Here is a 12661-nt window from a genome sequence, read left to right on the forward strand (position 1 = left end):
TAAGAAAACGGGGCCAAAGCCCCGTTTTTATTTAACTTAATCGTTTGTACCAAACCGCTCTTCGCTCAGCGCTGCGGCCATGAGAGCCTTCGTATAATCCTCATAGGGGTTATCGAAAACCTGTTCTGTATCGCCTTGCTCGACGATCTTTCCGTTCTTCATAACAATCACATAGTCGGACACGGCACGTACCACCGCCATGTCGTGACTAATGAAGAGATAGGAAAGCCCGTGTTCCTTCTGCAGATCACGCAAGAGCGTAACGATCTGCTTTTGTACGGAACGATCCAGCGCACTGGTCGGCTCATCAAGCACGATCACCTTTGGTTTCAGGATCATTGTGCGCGCGATGGCGATACGCTGGCGCTGACCACCTGAGAACTCGTGCGGGTAGCGATTACGCATTGCCGGGTCCATGCCGACTTCGCGGAGCGCTTCCTGCGCGCGAAGATCCCGTTCCTTTGCCGAAAGGTTCGGTTCATGGATAAGCAGACCTTCGGTGATGATCCGGCCGACGGTCATACGCGGGCTAAGCGATCCGAACGGATCCTGAAACACCAGCTGAAGCTCACGGCGCTTGGGCCGCATGGCCTGCGATTCCGTCGGCAACTCTTTACCCAGATAAGCAATCCGACCTTCTGAGGGAAGAAGGCGCAGGATCGCGCGGCCAAGCGTCGATTTGCCTGAACCCGATTCACCGACAATCCCGATGGTCTGACCTTCTTTCAAGGTCAGCGAGACATCGTTTACCGCCGTCATGTAGGTGGCGGCACCAAGCCAGGGCTTATTGATAAGGAAGTTCACCTTCACATTATCAGCACGGATAAGGACCGGCGCTTCTGCAGGCGGAGACAGCTTTTCACCTTCTGGCTCTGCATCAAGCAGCATCTTCGTATAGGGATGCTCTGGTGCGGTAAAAAGCTTTTCCGTCTCGTTGGTTTCCACTACTTCACCCGAACGCATCACATAGACGCGGTCGGCAAAGCGGCGCACAATACCAAGATCATGGGTAATGAACACAACCGCCATCCCCAGCCGCTGCTGAAGATCAGCCAGCAGGTCGAGAATTTGCGCCTGAATGGTGACATCAAGCGCGGTTGTCGGCTCATCGGCAATGAGAATATCCGGCTCATTAGCGAGCGCCATGGCAATCATCACGCGCTGGCGCTGACCACCTGAAAGCTCATAAGGGTAGCTATCGATACGGCGTTCCGGTTCAGGAATGCCGACGAGCTTCAGCAATTCCAGAATACGTGGCCGCGCCTGTTTCTTGCTCATACCGCCATGATAGCGTAGAGGTTCTGCCAGCTGATCGCCTATCCGATAAAGTGGATCAAGCGATGTCATCGGCTCCTGAAAGATCATGGTGATCTTTGCGCCGCGGATTTTGTTGAGTGCCTTATCGGACATGCCGATCAAGTCTTGGCCACGATAAAGCGCTTGTCCGGTCGCTTTACCGTTTTGTGCCAGCAACCCCATCATTGCCATGGTGGTCTGGCTTTTGCCAGAACCGGATTCACCAACGATTGCGATTGTTTCGCCAGCCTTCACATCGAGATTGATGCCGCGCACAGCATCAACGGGACCATCATTTGTATCAAAAGTGACGCGGAGATCGCGAACGCTCAGAATATTTTCTTTTGTCATCTCAGCGATCCTTCGGGTCAAGACTGTCGCGCAGGCCGTCGCCCAGGAAGTTCAGCGCAAACAGGATGATGGTGAGGGTTGCGGCAGGCCAGATCAGGAGCCAGCTTGCGCCGCGCATGTTCTGTGCGCCTTCCGAGATGAGGAGGCCGAGCGAGGTGAGGGGATCCTGCACGCCAAGGCCCAAAAAGGACAATAGGCTTTCGAGCAGGATAGCTTTGGGCACAAGAAGCGTGACAAAGACGATCACCGGACCGAGCGCATTGGGAATGATGTGGCGCGTGATGATACCACGTCGTGTTGCACCAAGGGCTTCGGCGGCCTGCACAAACTCCTGTCGTTTGAGACTTAACGTTTGACCACGCACAATGCGCGCCATATCCAGCCATTCCGTTGCACCAATAGCAATGAAAATGATGAATATCGACCTCCCGAAGAAGACGAGCATCAATATGACGAAGAAGATAAAGGGCAGGGAATAGAGAATATCCACCAGACGCATCATCACATTATCGACGCGACCGCCGAGATAGCCAGAAATGGCGCCATAACCGACCCCAAGCACCAGTGCCATGGCGGAAGCCAGCAAGCCAATCGCCAGCGAGATACGAACGCCGATAAAAATACGTGTCAACAGATCACGGCCGAGATTATCAGTGCCCAGAACGAAATAATTACGCGCTACGTTCAATGTCAGTTTGCCGGAAAGTCCGTCGGCTGCAAGTTCGATCCGTGGATTGCTAAACAGGTCTGAACGCTGGAAGTAGCGCAACACGCGCTCATCAGTCGGTCGTTGGGCGGTAAAGTCTACGACGATACTATTTCCGCTCAATTCTGGTTCTGCAGTTGATTGAAGCCTTGCACGCGCCAATTCGCGATCGAGGCCGGGTATGATCGTATCTGCGCGTGGATAGGCTTCAAGGCTTGGTGCAACACGCACGAACTGCGGGTAGATTTTATCATAAGGATGAGGGCTAACCATTGGCCCAAAAATGCCAGCCAATGCCAGAACAACAAGAACAATTGCACTCGTAACGGCGGCCTTGTTCTTGCGCAGGCGAAGCCATGCATCCTGCCAGAGCGAACGGCTTTGAACGGAACCGAGCTTTTCAGTTTCTACTGCTGCTGTAAAATCAGTCATAGCGAACCCTCGGATCAAGCCATGCATAAAGAAGATCGACGATCAGGTTAAACACCACGACAAAGATCGAGATGACGACGACCGTACCCATGACAAGGGTATAGTCGCGGCTCAAAGCGCCCTGCACGAAATAGCGGCCAATACCGGGAATGCCGAAAATTGTTTCAACCACAACTGAGCCGGTGAGCAAGCCCGCAGCAGTTGGTCCGAGATAGGAAACCGCCGGCAACATCGCAGCACGCAAAGCATGTACGCCCACGACGACGCGTGCTGGCAAACCGTAAGCACGCGCAGTGCGAACGTGATTAGCACGCAGAGCTTCAATGGTTGCACCACGCACCAAACGCGCGATGACGCCAACTTGCGGCAAAGCCAGTGTCAGAACTGGCAATATCCAGTAAAGCACATTTGCAGATGACCAGCCGCCAGCCGGAACCCAACCGAGGATCACACCAAATAAGAGGCTGAGTAGGGGGGCAACGACAAAGTTTGGAGTCGTAATGCCGAATGTAGCCACTGCTACGACAAAATAGTCGACAGATGAATTCTGCCTGAGTGCCGCCATCGTACCGAGAATAGTTCCAAGAACAGTGGCTAGTGCCAGACCTAACGATCCAAGCATAATTGACACGGGCAACCCCGATGCAAACAGGTCGTTGACGGTAAAGTCTCGACGCGTAAAGCTCGGGCCAAGATCACCCTGCACAAGATTGCCCAGATAAATAAGATACTGCTGCCAGAGCGGCGCATCCATATTATAGGCCTTCTTGAGATTTTCGAGAATGAGCGGATCAATCGGGCGCTCAAGGTCGAAAGGACCACCCGGCGCGAGCCGTATAAGAAAGAATGTCAAAGTGACTATTATAAAGATCGTGGGTATTGCACTACCCAATCGTCGGAGCGTGTAGCCCAGCATTTCAGTTATCCTCCTTTGCTGAACCACTTTGATATGATTCAGCAAATCCCATTATGGGTATTGTTTTACTTAGCCTTTTATCGATAGCCAGCGCGTAGCGTGAGAGTTCATCAGATTATCGTCGTAGCCTTTGACCTTATCGGCAACGAGTGCCGTCGATGAATAGTAGAGCAGGGGAATTGCCGCCCCTTTTTCAAGTAATATTTTCTCCGCTTCAGCGAGGGTTTTACCTCTCTCTTTGGGGTCGGTTGTGGATTGAGATTTCGCCATCAGCGCGTCATAGTCCTTGTTCGACCATTGCGCGTAGTTAAAGTAGCTGTCGCTCGTGAAGAGTGACAGAAACGAGTTCGGATCATTGTAATCCCCAACCCAGCCATCGCGCGCGGCATCGAACATGCCTTTCTGCTCAAGGTAATTGAAATAGGTCGTGCCATCGACTTCGTCGAGCGTTGCATTGATACCAATATCTTTGAGCATGTCGGCAATCGCCGCCATTGTGTTCTTGTGGTTTTCAGATGTGCTATAGCGCAACACGATCGAAAGACTTTCGGGCGCAACACCCGCTTCTTCTAAAAGCTCTTTTGCTTTGTCTTCACGATCAAGAACGTCCTGATTAGCAAAACTCAGCTTTGGCGCATCAAAAACATAATCATTAATACCAGGCGGAACCATCGAACCTGCTGGCAGCATTGTTCCGCGCCAGACTTCCTGTGATAGAAAATCACGATCAATTGTCATCGATATTGCCTGACGAACGCGCGGATCACGTAGTTTACTGTCAGGCTCGCCTTTGATGTCGATATAATAAATTCCGAGCAAAGGTGCTTGATGGAACTCTTGGCCGAGACTGTTCTTTACGTAATCCATCTGTTCAGCAGCAACATCGGAACAAATATCAATCTCTTTAGCCTCGAAACGGCGCATACAGCTTGAGCGATCCTGAAATGGAACCCAGTTCACTTGATCAATCTGAACATGCTCAGCATCCCAATAAAAAGGATTTTTCTTCAGGGTAATCTTGTCGTTTGGATTAAAACTGACAAGTTGATAAGCGCCATTGCTGATCATATGCCCGGGCTGCGTGAACTTTGACCCGAACTCTTTGACCGCCTTTTGATTGACTGGATAAGCTGTATTATGCGTAAGCAATTCAATGAAATAGGGAGTAGGGGCATTTAACGTTATGCGCAACGTTTGATCATCAAGCGCTTTGACACCTAATTCATCAACCAGCATCTTACCTGTCGCAATCTCCTTAGCATTTTTGATTGCATAGAGGATACTGGCATAGCCAGCCGCCGTTTCAGGATTCATCAGGCGTTTGAACGAAAATTCGAAATCACCGGCAGTGACAGGGTCGCCGTTCGACCACTTTGCATTCTCGCGCATGTGAAATGTGTAGTTGAGACCATCTGAAGATATTTCCCAAGCTTTCGCAGCGCCCGGAATAGCCTTGCCGTGGCTATCCTGCGCAACGAGGCCTTCATAAAGGTCCCTAAGAACACGGTCTTCTTGAACTGTCGTTGTAAGTTGCTGGTCCAATGTGGAAGGGTCGGTGTCATTTCCACGATTGAGCGTAATCGCTGCCGAAGAAACTGAGCAAAGAGACAATAGGCAAACGCTTGATAGTAAAATTCCACGAAACATCTCAAACTCCCATATGAATTAAAAATTAAACAACCTGCAAAAAGCAGAGTTTTCGGGCCTATTTCTTGAACAAAAACCTCTTTTCAAAATCAAATATTCGTTGGGAAAGCCCTATTCCGGCTATGCGACGTCGTAAAATAGGGCTGCGCCAACAGGCGCAGCCCAAGCTAAAAATTATTGTTTGAGAGACAGCCAACGTGTTTTGTGGCTATCCATCAAATTGTCGTTCCAACCGTCGACCTTGTCGGAAACAAGTGCGCGGGAGGAATAATAAAGAATTGGAATATTGCTCATATCGTCAAGCTTGAGCTGCTCGGCTTCAGCCAGAACCTTGGCACGGGCATCCAGATCAAGGATCTTCGCTGCTTCAGCCATCTTCGCATCATATTCAGGGTTTTTCACCTTTGAATAATTGAAGCTGACATCGCTCTGCGCAATATAAAGGAAGTTCTGCGGATCGTTGTAGTCACCGATCCAACCGGCACGTGCAATATCAAACGGACCATCTTCACGCAGGAAGTTAAAATATGTTGCGCCTTCGGTTTCGTTCAATGAGGCTTTGACGCCAATATTACCGAGCTGGTCAGCAATAGCTGCCATCGTGTTTTTGTTGTTTTCAGAGGTGTTGTAAAGCAACTCAATCGAAAGCGTATTCGGCTCAACACCTGCTTCTTTCAGAAGCTCCTTAGCCTTGTCTTCGCGATCCAGCATGTCGTCGGAATAGTCAAGCTTAGGCGCGTCTTTCACGTAGTGATTGATGCCAGGAGGAACCAGTGAATACCCCGGAAGCATCGTGCCCTGCCAGACCTGATCGGCAATGAAGTCGCGATCAATGGCCATTGAAATTGCTTGACGCACGCGCGGGTCTTTTAGTTTGCTGTCCGCAGTCTTGCCCTTCACTGGCAGATAATAAACGCCAAGATAAGGCGCCAAGCGGAATTCATTGGCAAGGTTCTTCTTCACGTAATCCATTTGCTCAGCAGGCACATCAGAGCAAATCTGGACTTCCTTTGCCTCGAAGCGGCGCATGCAGCTGGCACGATCTTCAAAGGGAATCCAGTTGATCGTGTCGATCTTTACCTGATCCGCTTCGTAATAATTAGGGTTCTTCTTCATGACAATCTTGTCATTCGGCGTGAAGCTGACCAGTTCGTAAGCGCCGTTCGTTACAAGCTTGCCGGGCGTCGTGAATTTATCGCCATTTTCTTCAACGCTCTTCTTATGCAATGGGAAGCCAGTTTGGTGCGTCAGAAGTTCGAGGAAATAGGGAGCAGGGGAGTTCAGCGTCACTTTCAGCGTATGGTCATCGACAGCTTCAACTCCGAGTTCGTCAACTGGCTTTTTGCCTCCAGCAACATCTTCCGCGTTCTTGATGACAAACAACATGCTTGCATAACCGGCGGCTGTCTTTGGGTCCATCAGACGGTGAAAAGCGAAGCTGAAATCACCAGCAGTTACCGGATCGCCATTCGACCATTTTGCGTTATCACGCAGATGGAAAGTGTAAACCAAACCGTCTTCCGAAATATCCCATGACTTCGCAACACCGGGTACTGCTTCACCATCAGCATTTTGGATTGTCAGGCCATCGTAAAGATCACGAAGAACGTTTCCTTCAGATACTGTCGATGTGCGATGATGGTCGAGCGTCGCCGGATCTGTATCATTACCCCGGTTGAGAACTACCTCTGCCGCCGCCGCTCCCATAAGCGCCACAAGACAAACACCCGTCATTAAAGTTTTACGAAACACTAAGTACCCCTCCTTGGTAATTTTCGAAATGAGTCATATCTTATGGATAAGATTCAAGCTTGCAAGGAAAGATAGTAAGGCTATGAATTAATTACGCTAATTAAGTACTTTCCGTCAAAGCCAATTTCTTGGGATGGGTACGCTTCACACGAAATTGCCCGTACAATTGAGAAGATCATACATAGAAAAGCCGAGCATTTCGGGAGTTTAGGAGTTATCGCGCATGCCTCACAGCGTTCCATCATACGATTCGGAAGCATCGACTGTGCTTGAGGAATTACTTCGGCTGGATGCGATGTGAATTATCTGCGTCATTCTTACCTCAAAATTTAAATCATCATGAAGGCATATTGGTTCCATAATCTATCTTATGCGACTGCAGTACGTAGCCGGGGTACATTCTATTCTAAAGTGCAACATTCCAATGAATTCATGTGGTTAGCTATATCCTGAGCGCAATACGTCTGTGTGCCGAAACAATCTATGTTCCGAGTTTATGGCTTATCGGGCTTTGGAAGATGGAATGGGGCCAGAAGTTGGTTTTGTGATCGAAACTCACTATGGCAAAAAGGTGCTATTGAGAACATCAACAAGCGCATTCGACCGTATTTTGCTCAGCAACACGGACCTGACACAAGTCAGCCAGACGCAGTTGACTGCCCTCGCCCATAATCTCAATACAATCCCGCGCAAGTGTCTTGGATTTAAGACACCCGCCGGGGTTTTTGCTTCTCTTTTGCAGGAAGCGGCTTAATCAGATACCCTCGCCTTTGGCATGATGCACTTGGGTAGCTTTTCCATACAACCGCCGCTTATCTGTTCAACACATTTTATCAGTGCACAGCAGCATACATGATGTCTTTCTCAGTGACTGTCAGCGGTGAGAATTCCTCAACGATGCGTCCCTGGCGGCAGACCAGAATTCGATCTGAAAGAGCTAGAATTTCCGGAAGATACGAGGAGATAACGATAACAGCCAGTCCCTGATCTGCAAGACCTTCAATCAAGCTGTGAATTTCAGAAATCGCGCCCACATCTACACCACGCGTCGGCTCATCAAAAATGATAAGTTTGGGCTTCTGTACAAGCGCCTTGCTGATGACAACCTTCTGCTGATTACCGCCTGAAAGCTCAATGACCTGTGCCTTTGAATCAATGCTTCTGATAGCGAGCTTATTTCGCCATGTATCTGCGAGCGCCTTCATTTCCTTATAGCTGACAACTGGCAGCCGTTCCAAACCAGCAGCCAGAAGTCCCGCATAAAGATTTTCAGCGATAGACATGGTTTCAAAGAAGCCATCAACCTTACGGTCTTCAGTGACATAAACGATCCCGTCCCGCACGGCCTCACGTGGCGTGGTGTAACGCACCGGCTCTCCACGATATTCGATGGTTCCGCCACGCAGAAAATTACGTTTTAAAACGCCGGCAATGATCTTGGCGATCTCGGTTCTGCCCGAACCAACAAGCCCGAAAATACCAGTCGTCTGGCCCTCAAAAACTGAGAAGGATGTGTTGCGGACCATCGCCCCCATAGACACATCTTCTACCGATAGGATACGCGGACCAGCAGGGCGAATAGCTCGGCGTGGCTGGGAACCCTCGACAGAAGCGCGCCCGATCATTGCCTGAACAATCTTCGCCTGATCGAGATTAACGGTATTCTCTGTCATCACCTTCTCACCGTCACGCATGATGGTGATGCGGTCTGAGATAAGCAGAGCTTCTTCGAGAGCATGACTGATGAAAACGATGGTTACGCCGCGTTTTTTCAACCGCCTGACGAGTGCGAAAAAATGCTTGCGTTCTTCAGGTGTCAAAGTCGCTGTTGGTTCATCAAAAATGATGATTTTCGCGTTTAGCCGAACTGCGCGCGCGATCTCCACCATCTGGCGTTTTGCAGCACCAAGCGTCGAAACATTGGCTGTGGGATCTACAGTAAAATTCAGCGATTGCAGAAATTGTTGTGCCGCAATGGTAATGCCGCGCAAGCGGTTGAATGCTTTCTCATCGCCAAGATAGAGATTCTGAGCGACAGTCATCGAGGGCACAAGACTCGTTTCCTGAAAGACCATAGCGATACCCTTTTGCAAGGCATCGGCAGGACCAGAAAACTTGATTTCTTTTCCGTTCAGAATAAGCTTACCAGAACTCGCTTCCACAACACCGGCGAGCAATTTGCTGAGCGTTGATTTTCCCGCGCCATTTTCACCCAACAGTGCGTGCACCTCACCCGGGCGAAGGTCGAAATCAACCGCATTAACGGCGACATTCCCGTGATAAGACTTCGTGATCGCTTTGGTTTCCAGCAGAACTGTCATTGCCCATCACCTTTACCAAGCTCGACAATCAGATCAGCTCCTTTGACCGTTGCAAGCACCGACGAGCCTGTGTCCAATATCGACGTCAATCCATGACGGTTTCCATCAGAACGGCTATGGAAACTTTCTTCCGGCAGGCACTGACTATCGAGCCGCACCGCAAGACCATATGAACGCGATGGCGCCCAGGGTTTGTGAACTCCCATCGTACGCACTGATCCACATTGCAGTGGCGCAAGAAAGTCAGAGCCAGAAGACAGGGCTGGCGCAATCCAGTATTCGCGCTCAATCGTTGCGAGCATGTCGCGACGGAAAGCCTTCTCCTGTAAGACAAACTCGATCAGTCGATTTCGGGGTGCGAAAACTGACAGCCAGAAACCACCATTGCGTGCAGGCGAAAGTCTGCCCGGATAACCCGGAATTCTGGTCAGAACCGGCGTTACGCCCGCTCCAGCATCAATGCGAATAATGCGGTGCGCAAAAGCTTCGCTGACCAGTATCGAGCCATCACGATTAACTTGAACACCTGATGGCCATGCAAGCCCTTCTGCCAGAAGAGTTGCGTTCCCGGAAACAATATCAAGCCTCCACACAGACCCGGTCGCCTGTTTGTTCATGAGCGCGACAACCCAGTCAGACGGGGCATATGTGGCAGAGCCTACTGTCAGGACAATGGTTGTCGCGTCGATTACCGAGACAGCCGTTGAGCAAAGAAGCACGTTTGAACCAAGACGATCAAAAATCTTGCCGTCATGTATGCCACCTTGAATGAGCAACTTGCCACTATCAAGCGCAACAATCAGAGTATCATCGGAAAGCACAGCCAATGCGGAAATATCGGCGTCGTAACTCGCGATTTCCTCAGCCGTTGCATCTGTAATTCTGAACACCGAAGCACCAGATGAGAAGACGGGTGCGCGCGACCAAAGCACGAGATTATCCGGCGCTTTATGCGATAGAAGAACCGGGGCATCATCCAGCGCAGTATTGGGTTTGTATGCACCGTCATAGGGTGGGATCGTTATGGCCTTGCCACGAAACGGATCAAGAAGGTGGTCAATGAAACTCATTTTACCTCTCCCCAATAGGAGTTCCAGCCCGTCCAGTCCGGATCAGCTCCATCAATCTTGATGCGACCAATCCGGTTATTGAGAATACCGCCAATATAAAGAAAGCCTTTGTGCTCACGCATTGACGTCACCATAGGATGGCTTGCGCCGCCCAAATCGCCAAGGGTTGCGACAATGGCTCCTGAATCATCAAATTTCACGACGCCGCCCGTATTGATATTGGGGAACAACCACTCATCCTGCGGGAGGCGCCGGGTCATGCGCTTGCGCATACCGGGATTGCGCAACGCAAGATCGAAACTTGGTGTGCGCATCCCCAGCCACGCCATCCAGTAAGTGCCATCGGAAGCCCGGTTGATATTATCCGGATAACCCGGCATGTCGCGGATAACTGTTTCAAGAGTGCCAGCCTTTGGCCCCTCAATCCAGTAACGGTGAACCGAGCAGGCCCACGACTCTGCCAAGAGCAGTGACTGGCCGTCATGGGCTATGCAAACGCCATTGGCATAGCGGAGATTTTTAAGGACCGTCCGTGTTTTGCCAGTTTTCGGATCATACACCAACAAGCGCCCGGTGGGTCGGCTCTCAATTGAGTCCAGAGCCCAGTCATGGGCGTCATAACGTGTCGTCGAATCCGTAAACCACACCCGACCATGACGGTCGATGTCGCAATCATTCGGATCACGCAATCGTGCATCGTCGATAACAGAAAAAAGGGAACGGCTTGTCTCCGTAGATAATTCGCTGACCGTGCCATTCTGTGCAACAGAATATAAACCCATCGCGCCCACGCAAGACTTGATGGATCCGTCACGGTCGATCGCAAGTCCCAGCGGGAAGCCGCCAATATGCGCAAATATTTCTGAGCGTTTATAATCTGGAGCGAAATAGCGCACGATTTCGCCATGCCGTGTGCCCGCATAAAGATTGTCGTCCCGGTCCAGAACGACATCTTCCGGACCTTCGACCTCACCAATACCGATAGCTTCAGCATTCGCCAGTGAATTGTTGAGCGCGTATGGTGTGCCGGATCCGGGGACTGCCGACAGAGCGGTCTGCATCCGGTGATGCACGGGTGCCACATAAACCTCAGACACGACCTTATGTCGGTTTTTTAACCAACGCACATCAAACACGATTGCGAGCGCCAGCAACAATCCGAGGATCATCTGATTGGTGCCCGTTCCCGCGCCCATGCGGATCAATCCGTTATTGATAAGCAGGACGGCGACAGCACCCATAAAGCCCTTGGCAATGGAACCACGCCCGCCGCCTAGACTGTTCCCTCCAACAACGGCAGCTGTTAATGCCAGCAATTCCAGTCCAAGTCCGGTTCCGGGCCCGACCCCGGACAAACGTGCAGCAAAAAGATAGCCGGCAATGCCACATGCAGCTCCGCATACAACATAAGTCAGAAAAACCGTTCGCCGCACCGGAATGCCGATATTGAATGCAGAACGACGAGCACCACCAACGGCACTGATATGCCAGCCAATGCGCGAACGTGTGATGATCAGATGTGCGAGTACCGTGAACAACACAGCAATCAGAGCACTCACAGGCAAGCCCCATAAGGTACCCATACCCATCCAGTCAAAGCTATCAGAATAGACGGCAGAACTTTGGATTTGTTTGCCGTAGTGAATGATCAGGATATCATAGATCGAACGACCGATAATGAGCGTTACAAGTGTTGTGAGAAATGCGCGCAGACGCAGATAGCCAATGAGAAAGCCATTGAACGCGCCAAACAATGCTCCCACACCGACCGCAGCAATAAAAGCCAGCCAGACAGGTCCTTCCCCGATATAAATAACGGAGAGTGTGGCAAAGGCTGCAAGAGCAAAAATAGAGCCAACCGACAGATCAATTCCGCCACCGATGATAACCACCGTAAGCCCGATCACAACGATCAGAAACTCACCCATCTGCCGAGATGTATCAAGGAGACTGCCTGCGGTAAAAAAGCCCGGAACAAGCACACCGAAAATGCCGATGACGGCGATAAGAAAGACAAACGGAACCAGATTGTCAGCCCAGTTTTTAACGAGAATTTCCCCGGCGAGATGATCTGGGATTCTGTTATATCGAAACCGCGCTAGCGCTTCTCTCATTTTCATTCGATGTTTCCGGCTTTCCGAAAGGCAAGGCCTGTTACCCAGTCCCCGCT

8 protein-coding genes and 1 pseudogene are annotated in these 12661 nt (G+C 50.6%); 1 reads left to right on the forward strand and 8 read right to left on the reverse strand.

Translation table 11 applies throughout. The annotated features are described in order from the left end of the window. Nucleotides 1-36: 36 nt before the first annotated feature. The 5 genes from J2782_RS09865 to J2782_RS09885 all read right to left on the reverse strand — a co-directional run bounded on the left by J2782_RS09865 (nt 37) and on the right by J2782_RS09885 (nt 7100). Nucleotides 37-1647: an ABC transporter ATP-binding protein gene (locus J2782_RS09865; protein ID WP_310011900.1), complete on the reverse strand. Its 1611-nt coding sequence runs from the start codon at nt 1645-1647 to the stop codon at nt 37-39. 1 nt (nt 1648) lies between these two features. Continuing rightward, nucleotides 1649-2785, reverse strand: a complete 1137-nt coding sequence (locus J2782_RS09870; RefSeq protein WP_310011902.1) for an ABC transporter permease — start codon at nt 2783-2785, stop codon at nt 1649-1651. Beyond that, nucleotides 2778-3701: an ABC transporter permease subunit gene (locus J2782_RS09875; protein ID WP_310011904.1), complete on the reverse strand. Its 924-nt coding sequence runs from the start codon at nt 3699-3701 to the stop codon at nt 2778-2780. The genes J2782_RS09870 and J2782_RS09875 overlap by 8 nt, the downstream gene beginning before the upstream one ends. Before the next feature lie 69 nt (nt 3702-3770). Further along, entirely contained in the window at nt 3771-5348 is a 1578-nt protein-coding gene (locus J2782_RS09880; protein WP_310011906.1) for a peptide ABC transporter substrate-binding protein, read from the reverse strand. A gap of 174 nt (nt 5349-5522) precedes the next feature. Further along, entirely contained in the window at nt 5523-7100 is a 1578-nt protein-coding gene (locus tag J2782_RS09885) for a peptide ABC transporter substrate-binding protein (RefSeq protein ID WP_310011907.1), read from the reverse strand. Nucleotides 7101-7587: 487 nt separating this feature from the next. Here J2782_RS09885 and J2782_RS09890 point away from each other — a divergent pair. Then, nucleotides 7588-7854: pseudogene (locus tag J2782_RS09890) on the forward strand (transposase); the annotation flags it as partial. A gap of 79 nt (nt 7855-7933) precedes the next feature. Here J2782_RS09890 and J2782_RS09895 read toward each other — a convergent pair. From J2782_RS09895 to J2782_RS09905, 3 genes are read right to left on the reverse strand one after another with little or no spacing between them, the layout of a single operon-like run. Further along, nucleotides 7934-9421, reverse strand: a complete 1488-nt coding sequence (locus J2782_RS09895) for a sugar ABC transporter ATP-binding protein (protein WP_310011909.1) — start codon at nt 9419-9421, stop codon at nt 7934-7936. After that, entirely contained in the window at nt 9418-10491 is a 1074-nt protein-coding gene (locus J2782_RS09900; protein WP_310011910.1) for a hypothetical protein, read from the reverse strand. The genes J2782_RS09895 and J2782_RS09900 overlap by 4 nt, the downstream gene beginning before the upstream one ends. Then, on the reverse strand, nt 10488-12611 hold the full coding sequence (locus tag J2782_RS09905; protein WP_310011912.1) for an ABC transporter permease: 2124 nt from the start codon (nt 12609-12611) through the stop codon (nt 10488-10490). Before J2782_RS09905 ends, J2782_RS09900 begins: the two co-directional genes overlap by 4 nt. Between the last annotated feature and the right edge of the window lie 50 nt (nt 12612-12661).

The organism is Brucella pseudogrignonensis (genome assembly GCF_031454375.1).
In the GTDB taxonomy this organism is placed as follows: Bacteria; Pseudomonadota; Alphaproteobacteria; order Rhizobiales; family Rhizobiaceae; genus Brucella; species Brucella pseudogrignonensis_A.

What these genes read in the sequence shown, in the direction of transcription:
- J2782_RS09895 (WP_310011909.1), bottom strand. Translation starts at nt 9,421, where the DNA reads ATGACAGTTCTGCTGGAAACCAAAGCGATCACGAAGTCTTATCACGGG.
- J2782_RS09880 (WP_310011906.1), bottom strand. Translation starts at nt 5,348, where the DNA reads ATGTTTCGTGGAATTTTACTATCAAGCGTTTGCCTATTGTCTCTTTGC.
- J2782_RS09905 (WP_310011912.1), bottom strand. Translation starts at nt 12,611, where the DNA reads ATGAAAATGAGAGAAGCGCTAGCGCGGTTTCGATATAACAGAATCCCA.
- J2782_RS09870 (WP_310011902.1), bottom strand. Translation starts at nt 2,785, where the DNA reads ATGACTGATTTTACAGCAGCAGTAGAAACTGAAAAGCTCGGTTCCGTT.
- J2782_RS09865 (WP_310011900.1), bottom strand. Translation starts at nt 1,647, where the DNA reads ATGACAAAAGAAAATATTCTGAGCGTTCGCGATCTCCGCGTCACTTTT.
- J2782_RS09900 (WP_310011910.1), bottom strand. Translation starts at nt 10,491, where the DNA reads ATGAGTTTCATTGACCACCTTCTTGATCCGTTTCGTGGCAAGGCCATA.
- J2782_RS09875 (WP_310011904.1), bottom strand. Translation starts at nt 3,701, where the DNA reads ATGCTGGGCTACACGCTCCGACGATTGGGTAGTGCAATACCCACGATC.